The organism is Arthrobacter sp. 10T413_2 (genome assembly GCF_056394205.1).
Map to the genome: position 1 here is coordinate 20,292 of NZ_JBFTHK010000009.1, position 16,351 is coordinate 36,642.

Consider the following 16,351-nt stretch of genomic DNA (forward strand, 5'->3'; position numbering starts at 1 on the left):
ACCGGCGGCACGCGTTATTCTAGCGACCGTATCGGCAAGGCAACTTGAGGAAAAAGCCGTGATCAACCGAAGCGATGTGCTCGAGGCAGAGCGGCGCATCAACGGCTATGTGAGGCGCACGCCCCTGCTCCGCGGAGGCACCGCCGCCGCCCGCTCTGGTTCAAGTGCGAGTTTCTGCAGCACACCGGTGTTTTTAAGGCCCGAGGGGCCTTCAACCCTCTTCTCGCCGCCGGGAGCGAGGGKAACTTGACCCCGCCGTCGGTGTGGTCGCCGTAGGCTCCCCATCCCTGACGGGGGCGCTGCTCAGCGCCGTCGCMGCACCATTTGCCCTGATAACGGCCGGGATCTCCTACGTCCTGTCCGCCGTAACTCTTACGAGCATCCAGGTCAACGAGGACGTCAAGCCGCCCCGGGAGCACGAGCGATTCTGGACGGCGGCACGGGCCGGCTTGTCCTTCACGATTCACCACCCGGTCCTCAGAGGCCTATTACTGTCCGGGATGATTCTTAACGCCGCGACCATGGTCGGCAGTGCCGCCTCAGCGGTCTATGCGCTCACCGTCCTGGGAATCGGCCCCGCCGTCTTCGCGGGGCTTGGCACCGTCGCGGCCTTGGGCGGCCTCACGGCCTCGTTCGCAGCGCCAGCCGTCCTGAAACGGGTCGGCATCGGGAAGACTCGGATTCTGGCCGGCGTCGCGTGTGTCCCGGCCATCGCGCTGACGCCGCTCGCCGCGGTGCTGCCCTGGTTCCCGGCCCTCTGGCTGGGCGCGTCCGCGTTMGGGTGGGCTTTCCTCGTCGTGGTGACCTCCGTAGCCGGCGCCGGCATCATCCCGCGCATCGCACCGACCCACAGGCTCGGCACAATCATGGCCAGCAACAGACTCTTTACCCTCGGGGTCATGCCGGTCGCCAGCCTTGCCGGGGGCGCCCTCGCCGCGTGGATCGGCGTCCAACCGGTGCTCTGGATCTGGGCCCTGCTCGCCGGCGTCTCAGCGGTCCCCATMGCGATCTCGCCGATGCGGACCTGGACAATTCTTCCGGTGGACTTCGACGGCGAAACTCTCGCAGCGGGAGGCGAGCGGTCAGCCGGGAGTCTGTCTAGACTGGCACGATGAGGTCGAATTGGGGGATCTTTCGCTCTGCCGTTGTGCTCATGCTTGCCGGCCTGCAACTGACGGGCTGCGGCATGACCGACGTCGTTTGCCCTGCAGTTGGCTGGGTCAGCACCATCACCGTCAGGCTCGAAGGCGACATCACCGCCGTGAACGATGTCCAGCTCTGCACTCCGGAGGGCTGCTCCGTTCACGAGGCAGCCCCGGCACAGGCCGCGTCGCCGAAAACAGCGGGCCCGAKCCTCCCGGGCGACGATTCCTCGTCCCCGGCACCTTTCGTTGCTTCCAGGACAGCGCTCAATTCCTGGTTGTTCACTGTCAGCGGCCCATTGCCCCACGAAGTGACAACGCGCGTGCTCGCCAAGGACGGCACGGTGCTCGCCCGGCAGCAATCGCCGGTGGAATGGACGAGGGGCGGAGGCTCGGAAGAATGCGGCGGTCCCGTGACAACGCCGCCCATCACGGTCCAACTCCCGGGCCGGCCGCAGTGACTGCGGGCGCACCCCCAACGAAAGGATCATCCATGACCTTCTTCCAGGACTTTCCGGTGCCGCCCCTTCCGCCGCGCGGACGGGCAACGCGGTATGTGCCTCCGGCCTGGGCGGCCGCCCCGCCGTCCGAGCTGCCGGCCGTGCTCCATGTTGGGCAGTTTCTGCACCGGAGCCCGACGATGGTGATGGCTGTAAAAAGCGTGGATGTCTTCTCCACGGGTTGTTCGTTCGATGTGTGCTGGACCATCCGCCGGGGCGAACAGACCGATGAGGAATGGGCGGATCTCAACGACGCATTCTTCCGGGGCAGACCCGGCGCGCGCAGGGGCTCCGGTGCTGCTTCCATGCTCCTGTTCGGCGCAGCCTTTCCCGATGGCGCCAAGGCCAGCACGGGCGCACACCCGCACGGGGTCTTCGACGGCACCCAGCAGCCGCCGGCCCCGGTCCTCCTGCTGAGAAACGGCGGCGGGAACGGGGGCGACGACGAGTTCTCCGGCACAGGCACGCTCTGGCTCTGGCCGTTGCCGCCGGCAGGAGACCTCCGATTGCTCGCACAGTGGAGAGAGTTCGGCTTAGACGAGTGCTCCATCGTCCTCGATGGTGCCCGGCTCCGTGACGCAGCCCCGGGTGTGCAGAAATTCTGGTGACCGCCCCGTGCCGGACTCCAAGATCTTCAGCGCCGCCAGCGATACGGGGTGGTTGTTGATACCCGGAGCAAACCGTAGCGTTCCAGAATAGGGCGTGAATACTCGGTTGAATCGCTGTGGATGAGTGTCTTGCCCATCGCCAGCGCGGCCCGGGCCCGGGCCGCGGTAACCGCCCGGTAGATGCCTTGGCCGCRCCACTCGGCGCGCGTCGCCCCGCCCCAGATGCCGGCAAATTCCGTGTCAGGAACCGGTTCGAGGCGCCCCGCGCTCACCATCGATCCCTCGTGTTCGGCCACCCAGAGTTCCATCCCGTCGTCGCGTGCTGCACGGGCCAGGATTGCGTCGGCGTTGCCGTTGGAGACAGAAACGCCGAAAACTTCGTCCTGCATTGCGCTCATGGCGCGGATGTCCCGTTCCTCGCTCACGCGGCGGAGGCTGACKCMGGGCGGGAGTTGCACATCCACGGTCAACGCCTCGGCAGGCCCGATCATGATCGACTCGGTTTCATCGGGCTCAAATCCGTTGGCGAGCAACGCGTCAGGRAGTCCGGGCGCATCATCGTGTCCACGGGTCTTCCACTCGACCCGCACGATGGCGGGATCGCTGCGGTAGAACGCCAGTGCTTCGGCCACMCATCGCGCGATCGTGGGTGCGCCGGCGCCACCGAGATTCTGGTAGGTCACGAAGCCTCGGCCGCCGGCAAAGGTCACCAGACGCAACGGGCCCAGTCGTTCAACGGCGAGCGCGCTCGGGGTCTCCGCATCTGTTCGGAGTTGCTGGTCATAGGCTGTAAGAAGCTGCGTCGAAAGTGTCATCGGCCTCCACGCTACAACGGCACACCGGATCCGTCCCGCCAGGGAGTGAGCCTGGGCAGCCAGCGCGGGACATGGGCGCGGTATATCTCATATTCAGGGCCGAACGTCCGTGCCAGCGTGGGCTCCTCGTGGAGCACCACAAACGCGGCCACGGGGGCGGCACTCAAGGCGGCAAGGGCAAAAAGCTTGGGCTGCCCCAGCAGGAGGCCCTGCCCGGCAATCGAGGCGGCGAGGGCGACATAGATGGGGTTGCGCACGTATCGGTACCAGCCGCCGACCACCAAATGCTTCGTCGGCGCAAAGGGGGCCGGGGTCCCCAGTCCCTCGACGGCGAACCGGACAAACGAACTTGTGATTACTGTCGCGCCCGCACCGATGAGCACGACGCCGGCGCATTGCGCGGGCAGTCCGCCCGGCACCGGCCGCTTCACCTTCCAACGCGTCAACAACCACGGAACGAGCCCGGCCGCCGTCGCCGGCGCGACGGCGAACACCGCGGTGCCAATGGCTGCGAGCCTCTTCTCCCGCGACGTCTCTCCGGATGCCGTCATGCTGAGCATCTGAGCCTCCTAAGCGCGCGTTGTTTCCCGGGTTGGCGTGCTCCCGGTGTTCCAGGAGCTGACGAAGGCCAGACCGGCAGCCACTGCCGAACTCAGCACAATGGCCCCAAGCCACATCGACACAGGCCATCCAATCCCTGACACCAGGGCGATCCCGATCATCTGGCCTGTMCAGATAAGAGCCGCCAGTACCGMGCTGACCGCCGGCAGCCGGCGGCCGGTCAATTGACCGCCCCTTCGGGCGAGCAGGACATCCACCACAACTGCGGCTAGCGTGGCACCCGCCGCTCCGGCGACCGCAGCCGGGCGGAATCCCGACATCGCCAGGGGCAGCCACGCCACGACGGCGACCAGCATGGTGGCGATGCCGCGAGGTGGCCGCCTGGCTCCGGACCAGGTGTAGAGGAAGGGGGCGATGATCAGGGCCGTGGTCACCAGGTAGCTGGCCATCCCGATCGCCGCGGGCATCTCCGCTTGGGTGTGGCCGGGACTGCCGATCGGCGTCGGGATGTACGGGACCGCGGGAGCGGTCCGGACAAAGGCCGAGCAGTAAATGAGGAAGAAGGCGCCCAAGCCGGTCATCAGGGCGACAGCCAGAAGCGCCGGCGCCGACCACGCGACAGTTCCCGCCCGGCCGCGGGCCCGTGCGCTGCGGACGCCGGTGCCGAGTATGAGGAAGAGGCTAAAGCCCAGCAGCAGATGGGTGGGGCTTACCAGCGCATCGAGCGAGACTTCGATGCCCAGGATTTCATGCCATGCCAGGTCCAGAGCGCCGGCGACGGCGAAAAGGACAACCCCAACCACCGTGCCCCGGTAACCGGCAGGTATCGCGCGGGCGATCGGCTGCCCGGGCTCGCGGTTCCTCCAGATCACCGTGGCCGTCCACGCTGCCATGGCAAGGAGGCCGGAATAGAGAGCGGCGTGCCAGGGGGTGAAGAACGTTTCCAGTCCGGGAACGTGGAGGTGCGCCCAGCCATCCAGGAAGACCGCGAGGAGGAGCCAGATGCCCAGCAGTTCTGTGACCAGATCCCGCCCGACGCCGGTCCTGAGAGCCGGGGCTGCCGTGTCAACCATGGTCGTTCTCCTMGCACTCCGCAGACCGCGCTCGGCGATCCTTCACCGCCCGACGTCGGGCTACAGCCCGACTCCTTAAAGCGTGGACCTTACGGGGTCCATCCGCCAGATGCGTAGCCGCGACCGGTTGTGTTTTGTTCRGCCCCGTCCCATCATGGAGCCGTGGGGCCCCCGATGAGACTGCCGGCCGGTCACCGCGCCTGTGGCCCAAGGAGGTATGGGCATGACCGAAACGGCCATCGAGCTCACAGAAGTCACCAAACGATTCGGCTCCTTCACCGCAATCGACAACCTCAGTCTGCGGGTCGAACGCGGGGAAATCTTCGGCCTGCTCGGGCCCAACGGATCCGGCAAGACAACCACCATCAACATKATCAGCGGCCTGAGCCGTCCGACCTCCGGCGGGGTCACGGTCCTTGGCGTGGACATGCTCGTGGATCCGCAGAGGATCCGACGCTCGCTGGGGACGGTGCCGCAGGAGAACGCCCTCTACGAGGAGCTCACGGCGGAGGCCAACCTCCGCTTTCACGCTGACCTCTTCGACGTGCCCCGGAAGGGCCTCGAGAAGCGGATCACGTCATTGCTCGAGCTCGCGCAGCTGGACGAGCGGCGGAAGAGCCGCGTCTCCACCTTCTCCGGCGGCATGAAACGACGCCTCGCCCTGGTCCGGGCACTGCTCCACGAGCCCGAGCTGCTCTACTTCGACGAGCCCGCCCTGGGAGTCGATGTACAGAGCCGGCGCGCGCTCTGGGACCGGATCCTCGAGCTCAAAGAGCGCGGAACCACCGTGCTCATCACCACGAACTACCTCGAAGAGGCAAACGTCCTCTGTGACCGGCTGGGCATCATCGACCGCGGGCGCCTCGTGGCGCTGGACTCGCCGTCGAACCTGCGCCGCAGCTTCGGTGACACGGTCCTGGAAATGCGCACCCGGCCGGTGCCGGCGGAGGACATTGTTCGAAAAGTCCGTGCCCTGCCCGGTGTGGTTTCCGCTGTTGCTGCCGACGAATGGCTGAAGGTCACTGTGGAAGGCGGCGCCGCCGTCACCGGCAAGGTGGTGACGGCGGTGGTCGAATCCACGAGCCTCGAGGAGATCCAGAGCCGCGAACCGAGCCTGGACGAGGTCTTCCTGAGCCTGACAGGCAAGGAGCTCAGGGAATGAGCCTCCGACACAACCTGCGTGTGGTMCGGGCCGTCGCGGCGGTGGACATCCGCCTCACCCTCCGGGAACCGCTGTTCGCGATAGCCGGCATCATCATCCCGATCAACTTCTTGCTGCTTTTCCTGCTGTTCGCCATCAGCGGGGGCCAGGCGCCGATCGCTGTGGTGATGAATGACCGGGGACCGTTGGCCGGGCAATTCGTTCAGGCCATGAACGACTCTCAGTCGTTTATCATCCATACGGCGTCCCCGGCCGACGCGGAGCGCGAGATCCGCGCGGGAACCRTCGTCGCCGTCGTGACGGTACCGCCAGACTTTGATGCCGCGCTCAACGCCGGACGGCGGGTGGACATCCCGGTMGAGCTCAACAACCTCAACGTCGATTTCACCAACGACATCCGGCGGGCGGTGCCGCTGTCCATAACATCCTTCTACGCCAACGCGTTCCCGGAACAGGTCGTCGTGAGGGCGCTCGAGTCCGACGTCCAGGAGCACKACACCGGCTACATTCCCTACCTGGCCGTCAGCATCGTGGTGGCCGGGCTGATGCTCGCCGCGCTGTTGCAGGGAAGCGTCACCGCCGCGCGGGACTACGAACTGGGAACCATCAAGGAACTGGCACTGGCCCCGGTTAGCCGGCTGGCGATCGGGCTGGGAAAAATTCTCGGCTCAGCCGCGCTCACTGCAGCGTCGGCCATTCTGGTGCTGGGCGTCGTCATCCTGGTGATCGGGGTGCAGCCCCTCCATCCCCTGGAGGTACTCGGGTTTGGCCTTTTGATGATCGCCGCCTTTCTTGCCCTCGGTGTGCTGGTCGGGACGCTGGTCCGCCGGCGCCAGCAGGCGATCCCGCTCTCCATCGCMTGCGTCTTGCCGCTGTTCTTTCTGAGCGGTCCGTTCGGACCGGMGAACTGGCTGGGCGAAGTTCCCGGAGCGATCGCGGCCGTGTCCCCGCTCACCTACGCGATCGCCGCGTTCCAGCACGCCTTTCACGGCTTCCAGACGGCCACCCAGGACCTGACGGTMGACACGATGGTCCTGGCCGGGTTCACCCTTCTGACGGTCACGCTCACCGCATTGGTTTTCGGTCGCCGGGGGGTCACGCACTGATGCGATCGCTCCGGGCGGTGCTTGCCATCGCGGCCAAAGACATAGTGACGTGGGTGCGCACACCCTCGGCGATCGCGGTCAGCCTGCTGCCGCCGATCGCCTTCTTGCTGATCATCTTCGTCGTGGCGGGGGCAACCGGCCGCAATCCGGTGGCAGTGGTGGCCGAGGACACCGGCCCGCAGGCTCAGCGCCTGGTCTCGATCCTCAATGACTCCGACGCGTTCCGCGTCCAAGCCGCAACTCCGGATGAGGCGGCGCATTTGCTCGACACCCTCCAGGTGGCCGCCGTGATCACCATCCCCGCCTCCTTCGACGACGACTACCGGATGCACCGGCCGGACCCGGTACAGATCCGGATCAACAATCTGAACCTGGACTTCACCAACGACCTCCGCCGATCGCTGCCGACGGCGATCACGCGCTTTTACGCGGGCGAGCCGGACAACCCCATCATGGTCGGCGTCGCCGAGTCGGATCTGCGGCCGCATGACGTTGACCTCGTGCAGTTCGAACTGGTGCCCATCCTCGTGCTGCTGCTGACGCTCATGGGTGTCGTCAACGGCGGGCTGGCCACCGCCCGGGAATTCGAGGACCTGACCATCAAGGCGCTGCTGCTTGCACCGATCGGCCGCGGGGCCCTGATCGCCGGGAAGATCCTGGGGTGCTGGGTGACCACCATGCTGGTGGCAGCGCTGGTGCTGGTCCTGTCGGCGGTCTCGGGTTTCCTGCGGCCGGCGGGCTGGTACTGGTTGCCGGCGCTGGCGGTGATCGGGCTGATCGCACTGGCGGCGGCCGGCGTCGGGGCCGCCCTTGGAGCCACCTTCCGCCGGTTTGCCCCGGTATCGGCGGCCGGGATCAACGTGGCGATCTACCTCTTCTTCCTGAGCGGCGGAATCAGCGTCGCGGCATTCCTGCCCGGGTGGATTCAGACCATTGCGCACTTCACGCCGACGTTTTACGGGGTGGATGCGCTGGAAGCCGCGATCTTCTACCAGTCCACCGACAACCTCGGCCGGGACGTGGCGGTGCTGGCGTTGACGRCCGCAGGCGGCCTGGTCTTGGGCACCATGTCACTCCGACGGCGGCTTGAGGCCTTCTAGCGCCGCACCAGCGGAGGCCATTGGCGTACGTCGCCGTGGACTGAGTCCTCGGAACTCACGATCACTCCCCCAGGGGCACCACCATCACGGGAACGCCAGAGAACTCCAGAACACGCAGGGTGTGGCTGCCGATATACGGTGTTGCACTGCCGGAACGGTCGACCAACGCCACGACGATCAAGGCCGCCTTGACTTCACGGGCCTCGGCCAGGATTTCGGCCGCGACCCGGCCGGTACSGCGACTAAGCGACACCGGCACTCCTGCCGCCGCCCCCAGCGCCGCCACATGGCGAAGGGCCGCTTCCGCTGCCAGATCCGCGTGTCTCGCCAGGGCGGCCGGGTCAATGGCGCCGGGATGTCGATCAAGCGCCCCGGGGTCCCTGACCGTCACKACCCGCAGGCCCGCGCCCAGCCGGCGCGCATAATCGACGGCCACTTCCGCTGCCCGGAAAGCGGCCCGGGAGTCATTGACTGCCACCAGGATCACGTCGCTCATCGGGTCCCCCTCGTGTCGGATTCCTGCGCCAGTCCGGCTGTGTTTCCTGAGTTTCCTGTGCTTCCTGCGTTGCGGTCCGCGGCCCAGCGAAGCCGCAGGCTCTCTTCAAGTTCCTGCGCGTCGAGCTGCCGCCGGATGCTCTGCAGTTCATTTTCCAGCCTGGGAATCCAGCGGTTTTCCACCGCCCGCTGCCGCGTCCGCGTCGCKGCGAGTTCGGCTGAAAGCAGCAGTTCCGCACGCTGGACCGCGGCGTAGCGCACCCCGGCCTCGAGGGCCCTGCGATGAACGGCAGCCGCGTAGGCCAAGGCCGAGCTTCCCCCTGCGGGTGGCGCCTGCGGGAGCCGGMACTCGGGATCTTCCGGATACAGCACGCCCATGGCACTGCCCCACGGCACGCTGACCCGTGCGGGTTCCAGCGGGGCCGCTGCCTCAATCCGCCCGCTGCCGTCCAGGGCGGCAGCCCGCCGCAGCCAGCGCGCTGCTTCCTTGGCCAGCTCCTCCCACTCCTCGCGGCCCAGTTCCAGCAGGAGCTGGAACCGTTCCAGTTCGTCCGTCAGGATGTGCTGCTTCCGGTCGAGGAGGCGGGCGCCGTGGCGGGCTGTCAGGAGCCGGCGCTCCACCCGGACCTTGCCTGCCCGGCCCGTGCTGGTCATGGCCGGCCTTCCCGCTGGGGAAGATACCGTTCCAGGAATGCTGTCGACAGCATGGTCAGTTCCTGTTCCGGCAGCGCACCGAGCGCCGCCCACGCCCGGCCGAGGGTGTCGTCCAGGGACCTGATTTCGTCGCGCCCCTGGTTGAAGAGCCCCGTTTCCACCAGCTCYCGGTAGCGGATGTAGCTGCGGTCGGTTTCGCTCAGCGCCGCCGCACCCACTAGTTCCGCCAGCTCCGCCGCCTGCCGGGCGCGCGCCATGGCGGCAAGAACCTGGGCGGCCACGTCCAAGTGGTCCTCGCGCGTGCGGTCTTTGCCCGCGCCGCTGCGCATGAGGCGGGACAGCGAGGACAGGACGTCCACCGGCGKGTAGATGCCGCGCGCCGCTATCTCTGGCGCCAKGACAATTTGCCCCTCCGTGATGTAGCCGGTCAGGTCCGGCACCGGGTGGGTGATGTCGCCGGCCGGCATCGTCAGCACCGGCACGATGGTRACGGAGCCATCGTGGCCCTTGACCCGCCCGCAACGCTCATAAAGGGTGGCGAGATCACTATAGAGGTAACCGGGGTAGCCCCGCCGGGCCGGGATCTCCCGGCGGGCCGCGGACACCTCCCGGACCGCTTCGGCATAGCTGGTCATGTCCGACATGATCACCAGAACGTCGTGGCCCTCGGTGTAGGCGAGGTGTTCGGCAATCGTCAGAGCGATCCGCGGCGCAAGKATGCGTTCAATGACCGGATCGTCGGCAGCGTTGAGCAGGAGCACCAGCTCTCCCCCGGCGGAGCGTTCTTCAAGGCGATCCCGGACATACGCGATATCCGCGTGGGTCAGCCCCATGGCCGCGAACACCACGCGGAACGAGCGGCCGCCCGATGTCGCCTGGGCCGCGATCTGGGTCGCCAGCGTCAGGTGGGGCAGACCGGGCACGGAGAAGATGGGGAGTTTCTGCCCCCTGACCAGCGTGGTCAAGGCATCGATGACCGAGATGCCGGTCAGGACCGCTTCCTGCGGGGGCTGCCGGTAGACCGGGTTCAGCGGCCAACCGCTGACCGGCAGGCTTGCCGCGCCCGTCACGGGAGGTCCGCCGTCGAGCGGTTCCCCCCGCCCGTTGCAGACTCTGCCGAGCCATTCCGTTCCCACCTGGATGTGAAGGGGACGGCCCTGAAAGCGGATCCGGATTCCTCCCAGCGACATGCCGTCGGTGCTTTCGAGGACCTGCAACGTCGCGAGGTCCCGGTCCACTTCAAGGACGAGGCCATGGCGCCGCTCACCGCCGTCCATGTCGATCGTGGCAAATTCATCCCAGCCCACGCCATCAATCCCGCCCGCCACGAGCAACGGCCCGCGGAGTTCCCGAACATCTCMGTAGGAGATCTGCGCGGCGAAGCCTGCCGGCAAAGGACTGGACCCGGCCCCGGAGGCACTGGCTGTTGTATCGTTCACTGCAGGGCCTCCAATGCCTTGAGCACGTCGCCAGTCCGGGCTTTGACAGCTGCCGCGTCMGAGGGACCCGCTTCCTCCCGGGCGCGCAGCACCGGACCGAGATCGGCTTGTTCGATGGTGGTGGCTGCCACGCCCCCTTCGACCAGTTTCTGGCAGGAATCGACGACGTCGAGCACAAGTTCCAGCAGAGCGGCGCCTTTGTCGGCCGAACAGAAACCATCGTTGACGCTGAGCGCGTTCTGCATCAGCACGCCATCGCGTAGCAGGCGCCCGCMGAGCAGCACCATCCGTTCGTGGCCCGGCAGCGACGATGTCCCGATAATCTCCGCCAGTTCGGCCAATCGGTCTGACTCCGCCAGCAGGGCGGCGGCCCGGGCCCGGCGCTCGGCCCAGCCCGGATCCCCGTTGGCCGCATGCCAGCTGCCGAGCGCTTCCGCGTCGCGGGCGAACGAGCCTGTCCAGCTCACCGCCGGATAGTGCCGGGAATAGGCGAGGTCCCGGTCCAGGGTCCACAGTGACCGGACGAAGCGCTGGGAGTCCGTGGTTACCGGTTCCGTCATGTCGCCGCCGGGCGGCGAAACAGCCCCGATCACAGTGACGGAGGCGGTCATCCCTCCGAGCGTTGTCACGCGGCCGGCCCGCTCGTAGAAGGAGGCAAGTTCGGATGCGAGATTCGCCGGGTAGCCCTCTTCGGCAGGAAGGTCGCCGTTGCGGTTGGCGAATTCACGCAGAGCTTCGGCCCACCGGGAGGTCGAGTCCGCGATCACGACGACGTCGTACCCCATGTMCCGGTAGTATTCGGCGACCGTGATCCCGGTGAAGATGCTCGCCTCACGGGCCATCATCGGCATGTTGGACGTGTTGGCGATAATGACCGTGCGTTCAATCAGCTTCCCGCCGGTGCGCCCGTCCTCGAGCTGGGAGAGCCCGTCGAGGACATCAGCCATCTCGTTGCCCCGCTCCCCGCAGCCCACATAGACAATCACGTCGGCGTCGCTCCACTTGGCGATCTGCTGCAGCAGCAGTGTCTTCCCCGTTCCGAAGCCGCCCGGCACCGMTGCCGCGGCCCCGCGCGCCACCGGAAACATCAGATCCAGGACCCGCTGGCCCGTATGCAGCGGCACGGTGACGGCGTGCCGGGCCCGGAATGGCCGCGGCCGGCGCACGGGACASGGCTCGGCCAGTGCCACCTCGTGGCCGCCGATGACGGCTACCGTCTCGAKGACGTGGACCCGGCTCTCCGGGGCCAGCCAGCTGAGCTCGCCGGAGACGCCTGCCGGCACCAGGACCCGGTGTTCCACCGCCCCGGAATCCGGGACGGTGCCCAGGACATGGCCGGMAGAAACGGTGGAGCCGGGCACCGCCGCCGGTTGAAAGGTCCATTCCCGGGCCAGGACCGCGGGGTCTTCCGCGGATCCTGACCGMTCGGGGGTCAGCCACATCGGCGCCGACGACAACGGCCGCATCAGCCCGTCGAACACGTGCCCCAGCAGTCCCGGCCCCATGAGGCCCGCGAGCTCATCTCCGCTGGGGGTGGCAACATCGCCGGCTTTCAGCCCGCCCGTGTATTCGTAGGCCTGCAGGGTTGCCCGGGTCCCGCTAATGGCGACAGCTTCGGCGCTGATACGCCGGGGGCCGACGGCGATCAACTCCAGCATGGACAGCCCTGCCACCCCCTCGATCTCCACCAGCGGTCCGCTGACTCGCACCACCGTGCCGGCCCTCCGGGCCGCTACCGGGTCCACAGCTCACGCGCCGCGGGCATGGCGTCAAGGGTCATTTCCGCCAGCAAGGGCAGGGACAGGTCCAGGCGGCGCGGACCGGCCTCGGCGACGACGCCGCCCTCGGGGCTTTCCGACACGCCGGCATCGGGGCCCAGCAGTTGCCGGCACTGTCCCGTCAGCCGTGCCACCAGGTCCGGGTAGCGCGGGTCCGCCGTGAGCCCGGCAGCCGCCGCCCGCACCCGGCGGTGGAGTTCCAGCCGGAGGGAACTGCGCTGCGCCAGGACCAGCTCGTGGGCCTGGCGGCGGGCCCGCGCCGAGCGCAGTGCGGCCTCGGAGCGGGCCGCGTCTTCGCCCTCTTTCGCTGCTGCGGCAAGGATCGCTGCGGCCTCGGCCCGTGCGGCGGCGAGCAGGGCACCGGATTGCCGGCCGGCGTCGTCCCTGAGCTCAGCGGCCTGCTGTTCGGCCGCCGAGCGCAGTGCCCGCCGCACCGGTTCCAGTGCGGCGTCAGCTTCCGGTGACAGCCCGGTCATGAGGGAAGCACCACGGTCATGGGCGAGCGCGGATCGGCCAAGTCCGGCCCCAGCGCGCGGGCCGAGCGGGGCGTGAGGAACACGATGGCCGTGGCCGGCGGCAGTCCGCTCCACGCACGGCGGATTTCCTCCTCGGTGAAAGCGGAATAGAGGACGACGCCGGCGAGCCGGAACCCGTCCAGCAACGCCGGTTCACCAATCGCGGCAATGGTTCCTGACATCGTTCCCGCTCCCCGCGCTCATGCCTTGCCGATGAGGATGATGGCGATGATGAGGCCGTAGATGGCGATGCCTTCCGCGAGCCCGACAACAACCATGGCCCGGCCGAAGATTTCCGGGCGTTCACTCATTGCCGCCAGCGCAGCCGATCCTGTGTAGGCCACGGCAAAGGCCGCCCCGATCGATGAGCCGGCCACGGCGATGGCCGCCGCGATGAGGGCCGAGCCGCCGGCGCCGGTAGTTGTGTCCGCGGCTGCCGCGGCAAGGGCCGGGGCCTGGCCCGTTGCGGCCGCCGGCCCTGCACTCAACGCGCCGGCCAGGAGAGCCAGGGCTCCTCCCATCACGGCGACGTTGAGCGCCGCCAGCACCTTGAAGGCGGCTTTTCGCCAGCGTTTGACGAGGAGGACGGCTCCTGTGGCGGCGATCAGGAAGACGGGGATGGCGCCGAACCAGAGGTTCACGGTGATTGCCTTTCAGACGGTGTGCCGGACGGGTTGACCGAAGTGGCGGCGGCCGGATCCCCGGCGGTGGCGGTCAGTTCMGGTGACCAGGGCCTGAACGGGCGCCMCTCGGCCTGGAAGACGCGGGAAAAGAGTTCGTAGTATTCCAGGCGCAGGGCCTGGATTCCCGCCACGAGGGCTTCGAGCGCGAAGGTTACGGCATTTCCTACAACGAACACCAGGACGGCCGCGGCGGCGCGCCAATCCGGTCCCCACAACGCCGTCGTCCCGTTCCAGACCACCGTCAACAACGCTGCGTGCGTCAACCCGAAGGCAGCGAGTCGGGCAAAGGAGACCAGGTTCGATCCCAGACGGATCACCGTGTCCACAAGCTCGACGAGTGCCTGGAAGACGGCGGTGGCCCCGCCTCCGGCTTCTACGAAGAGTCCGATGTAGATGAAGATGAGTGCGCCGAGACCGATGACCGCCGCGGCAGCCGTCAGGGACCCGGTGCCGKTCGCGAGTCCCCAGACGAGGAGCCCCAGAGCAAGGAACAGCAGGGAGCCGGCGACGCCCGAGCGGGCGTACAGGGCGTAGGCCCAGCCGCCCTCCCTGACGCGGTTGATGGTGCCGACGGCGTAGGAGCCGGCAAGCAGCAGGGCCCCCACCCACAGACCGGCGATCAGGAACTGCACCGGGTCCTCCAGGGGTTGCAGCCACAGCACCGGCACGAGGCCGGTGGGGCCAAAGGCCTCCCCGTAGAGCGCGCCGAAGAACATCGCGGCCAACCCGGCCGCGCTCACGAACGGCCAGGCCTTGTGCAGTTTGGCCAGTCTCTTGCTACGGCCCGTGCGGAGGAACAGTCCCATGCCCAGCAGGATCGCGCCGTGTCCCACATCGCCGAACATCATCCCGAACATCAGCACGTAGGCCACGCCGGCGGCCCATGTGGGATCCAGATCCGCGTAGGGAACGGTTCCATAGGTATCGACGAGTGTCCGGGACACGCCGCTGCGGGCCTGTCCGCCAAGCAGCGTGGGTGGTTGGATCCACTTCGGCCGCGGCAGCGGGACAACGGCGGCCCCGAGCGGGGCGAGCCTGGCCGTCAGTGCGGGAATTTCGCGCCGTGGTGCCCAGCCCGCCAGCGCCGCGGCAGGCCCGGAGACGACGGCGGCGGCCACCGCCTTGTCCAGTTCCTCGGCACCGCGGCCCGGCGCATAGGGAAGGTCAAGTTCGACGACGGCGCTGCGGGCCACTTCCGCGAGCATGCGCTGACGGTCCTGCTCGGGGACTACGAGGGCCACCCGTTCCATMCGGACGGGAGCGAGAGATTCACGCCGCGGCATCGAGCACCTCGCTTGACCCGGCGCCGGCGGAAGCGGCCGCGAGCGCCGCCCGGACACGCCAGGCGTCCAGGGCCAGAACCGCGATGGCGCCCAGTACGACGTCCGGCCCGGGCATGGAACCCCGGAGAAGACGGAATCCATCGTTCTCCGCCGCGGCATGCGCCCGGGCCTCGGCACGCCAAAGGTCCTTGGGGGACGCAACGCCAAGGACCACGCCCTGGAGGGAGCGCGGTATGGAGGCGGTGAACCCTTCGATGCCGCTGGCGGTCTCCCAGGAACTGCCAAGAACCGGACGCAACAGGTGCAGAACCTGCGCGGTGGGCGCGGCAACGTCGATCAGCGCGATCCGGGCGGCCGTGAGGACGCATACGGCGCCGCACCACGGCCGCGCCGGGGCTGCCGAGGMAGCCAGCCTTCGCGCCCAGGCGACGGTCAGTGCATCGCGCATCGGGCCCGGTTCGGCGGTTCCGACGTCACCCCAGGCGCTGGCACGCAGGATGGCGGCGAGTTCTTCGGCCGAGCCGGCCGTGCGCAGCCGAGGCCATGCGGTGGCGAGTGCCCCAAGGGCGTAGAACTCCGGGGTGGGTGCGATGCCGGCAAGGTGATGGGCAAGGGCCGCGATGTTTTCGATTTCATAAGCTCCTGCAGCAGCCCGCGCGAGCGCCGTGCCCGACGCCGGAAGCCAGCCCGCCAGCACCCTCAGTTGCCACAGGACGGTTTCCTGGACGGCACGTTCGGCGGCCGCGAGCCCGCGGGCCCCGGCCAGGCGTTGCCCGTAGCTCGATTCCMGCAGGAGGGCCACGGCACTTTCCAGCGTCGGTTGGGTGGCCATCGCCCGGCTGGTCCCGGCACCGGCGCGCCGCTGCGCCATGGACCGGGCACGCACAGAGGCCGCAACCCAGTCGGCTTTCATGGCTGCTCGGCGCTCTGTGGAGCCAACAGGTTGTCGATGACCTCGCCGACGACGGCGGGAATGCGCGCCAGGCCGGTCCTTTCCAGTGTTGCAGCCTCTTGGCGTGCCTGTTCCAGCAGCTGTGCGTCCCGCTCCGACGCATCCTGTTCGATCCGGGCGGCGGCCCTGACGCGTGCCGCCCCGGCGTCAAGCCGGGCCCGGGCCACGATTGCTGCCGCTTCGGCGCGGGCCCGGACCACGTCTCCTTCCGCGCTGAGGCGTGCCTCCGCAACGAGCGCCTCGCATGCTGCTACGTCGCCGGCGAGTGCAGCGAACACAGGTGCAAGTTCGGCAGCCCGCCCCTGGTCGTCTGCAGCCGGCACCCCGGCCGGCCCGGCAGCTCCCGGGGTACCTACAGGCCTGAAACGGTCCAGAATACTCAATCGCGCCATCTCGTCTCCCGGGAATTCCTCAGGGCCGCCTTCCGGGTCCGCAGAGCCACATTCCTGAGCAGGTCCTCACATCATCCCTTGGCTCCTGGCGCT

The 16,351-nt window shown here is 68.2% G+C and carries 19 protein-coding genes; 6 read left to right on the forward strand and 13 right to left on the reverse strand.

Annotated features, from left to right (window positions below):
• The first annotated feature begins 263 nt into the window (after positions 1-263).
• The 3 genes from AC1DBQ_RS03025 to AC1DBQ_RS03035 are packed head-to-tail and all read left to right on the forward strand — an operon-like array spanning position 264 to position 2,250.
• Entirely contained in the window at positions 264-1,115 is an 852-nt protein-coding gene (locus AC1DBQ_RS03025) for an MFS transporter (protein WP_476927091.1), read from the forward strand.
• Entirely contained in the window at positions 1,112-1,603 is a 492-nt protein-coding gene (locus AC1DBQ_RS03030; protein ID WP_476927092.1) for a hypothetical protein, read from the forward strand. Before AC1DBQ_RS03025 ends, AC1DBQ_RS03030 begins: the two co-directional genes overlap by 4 nt.
• Positions 1,604-1,635: 32 nt before the next feature.
• Complete coding sequence (locus AC1DBQ_RS03035) at positions 1,636-2,250, forward strand: hypothetical protein (RefSeq protein ID WP_476927093.1); 615 nt, start codon at positions 1,636-1,638, stop codon at positions 2,248-2,250.
• 26 nt (positions 2,251-2,276) lie between these two features.
• Here AC1DBQ_RS03035 and AC1DBQ_RS03040 read toward each other — a convergent pair whose 3' ends face one another.
• Genes AC1DBQ_RS03040 through AC1DBQ_RS03050 form a run of 3 tightly spaced genes read right to left on the reverse strand, consistent with a single transcriptional unit; the run spans position 2,277 to position 4,699 of the window.
• Positions 2,277-3,065, reverse strand: coding sequence for a GNAT family N-acetyltransferase (locus tag AC1DBQ_RS03040; protein ID WP_476927094.1), 789 nt, complete (start codon positions 3,063-3,065; stop codon positions 2,277-2,279).
• An 11-nt stretch (positions 3,066-3,076) separates the two neighbouring features.
• Complete coding sequence (locus AC1DBQ_RS03045) at positions 3,077-3,625, reverse strand: methyltransferase family protein (RefSeq protein WP_476927095.1); 549 nt, start codon at positions 3,623-3,625, stop codon at positions 3,077-3,079.
• A gap of 9 nt (positions 3,626-3,634) precedes the next feature.
• Positions 3,635-4,699: a hypothetical protein gene (locus tag AC1DBQ_RS03050; RefSeq protein ID WP_476927096.1), complete on the reverse strand. Its 1,065-nt coding sequence runs from the start codon at positions 4,697-4,699 to the stop codon at positions 3,635-3,637.
• 223 nt (positions 4,700-4,922) lie between these two features.
• On the opposite strand from AC1DBQ_RS03050, the gene AC1DBQ_RS03055 reads away from it, so the two are divergent.
• The 3 genes from AC1DBQ_RS03055 to AC1DBQ_RS03065 are packed head-to-tail and all read left to right on the forward strand — an operon-like array spanning position 4,923 to position 8,067.
• Positions 4,923-5,861, forward strand: coding sequence for an ABC transporter ATP-binding protein (locus AC1DBQ_RS03055; protein WP_476927097.1), 939 nt, complete (start codon positions 4,923-4,925; stop codon positions 5,859-5,861).
• Positions 5,858-6,967 (forward strand): ABC transporter permease, encoded by a 1,110-nt coding sequence (locus AC1DBQ_RS03060; RefSeq protein ID WP_476927098.1) that lies wholly within the window; start codon positions 5,858-5,860, stop codon positions 6,965-6,967. The genes AC1DBQ_RS03055 and AC1DBQ_RS03060 overlap by 4 nt, the downstream gene beginning before the upstream one ends.
• Positions 6,967-8,067 (forward strand): ABC transporter permease, encoded by a 1,101-nt coding sequence (locus AC1DBQ_RS03065; RefSeq protein ID WP_476927099.1) that lies wholly within the window; start codon positions 6,967-6,969, stop codon positions 8,065-8,067. Before AC1DBQ_RS03060 ends, AC1DBQ_RS03065 begins: the two co-directional genes overlap by 1 nt.
• 61 nt (positions 8,068-8,128) lie before the next feature.
• Here AC1DBQ_RS03065 and AC1DBQ_RS03070 read toward each other — a convergent pair whose 3' ends face one another.
• Genes AC1DBQ_RS03070 through AC1DBQ_RS03115 form a run of 10 tightly spaced genes read right to left on the reverse strand, consistent with a single transcriptional unit; the run spans position 8,129 to position 16,144 of the window.
• Positions 8,129-8,563: a universal stress protein gene (locus AC1DBQ_RS03070; protein WP_476927100.1), complete on the reverse strand. Its 435-nt coding sequence runs from the start codon at positions 8,561-8,563 to the stop codon at positions 8,129-8,131.
• Positions 8,560-9,216, reverse strand: a complete 657-nt coding sequence (locus AC1DBQ_RS03075; RefSeq protein ID WP_476927101.1) for a V-type ATP synthase subunit D — start codon at positions 9,214-9,216, stop codon at positions 8,560-8,562. The genes AC1DBQ_RS03070 and AC1DBQ_RS03075 overlap by 4 nt, the downstream gene beginning before the upstream one ends.
• Positions 9,213-10,655, reverse strand: a complete 1,443-nt coding sequence (locus AC1DBQ_RS03080) for a V-type ATP synthase subunit B (protein WP_476927102.1) — start codon at positions 10,653-10,655, stop codon at positions 9,213-9,215. Before AC1DBQ_RS03080 ends, AC1DBQ_RS03075 begins: the two co-directional genes overlap by 4 nt.
• Entirely contained in the window at positions 10,652-12,367 is a 1,716-nt protein-coding gene (locus tag AC1DBQ_RS03085; protein WP_476927103.1) for a V-type ATP synthase subunit A, read from the reverse strand. Before AC1DBQ_RS03085 ends, AC1DBQ_RS03080 begins: the two co-directional genes overlap by 4 nt.
• A gap of 20 nt (positions 12,368-12,387) precedes the next feature.
• On the reverse strand, positions 12,388-12,909 hold the full coding sequence (locus tag AC1DBQ_RS03090) for a hypothetical protein (RefSeq protein WP_476927104.1): 522 nt from the start codon (positions 12,907-12,909) through the stop codon (positions 12,388-12,390).
• On the reverse strand, positions 12,906-13,130 hold the full coding sequence (locus AC1DBQ_RS03095; RefSeq protein WP_476927105.1) for a hypothetical protein: 225 nt from the start codon (positions 13,128-13,130) through the stop codon (positions 12,906-12,908). Before AC1DBQ_RS03095 ends, AC1DBQ_RS03090 begins: the two co-directional genes overlap by 4 nt.
• An 18-nt stretch (positions 13,131-13,148) precedes the next feature.
• On the reverse strand, positions 13,149-13,589 hold the full coding sequence (locus AC1DBQ_RS03100) for an ATP synthase subunit C (protein ID WP_476927106.1): 441 nt from the start codon (positions 13,587-13,589) through the stop codon (positions 13,149-13,151).
• Positions 13,586-14,872: a V-type ATPase 116kDa subunit family protein gene (locus AC1DBQ_RS03105; RefSeq protein ID WP_476927107.1), complete on the reverse strand. Its 1,287-nt coding sequence runs from the start codon at positions 14,870-14,872 to the stop codon at positions 13,586-13,588. The genes AC1DBQ_RS03100 and AC1DBQ_RS03105 overlap by 4 nt, the downstream gene beginning before the upstream one ends.
• 28 nt (positions 14,873-14,900) lie before the next feature.
• Positions 14,901-15,827, reverse strand: coding sequence for a hypothetical protein (locus tag AC1DBQ_RS03110; protein ID WP_476927108.1), 927 nt, complete (start codon positions 15,825-15,827; stop codon positions 14,901-14,903).
• Positions 15,824-16,144, reverse strand: coding sequence for a hypothetical protein (locus AC1DBQ_RS03115; RefSeq protein WP_476927109.1), 321 nt, complete (start codon positions 16,142-16,144; stop codon positions 15,824-15,826). Before AC1DBQ_RS03115 ends, AC1DBQ_RS03110 begins: the two co-directional genes overlap by 4 nt.
• Positions 16,145-16,351: the final 207 nt, after the last annotated feature.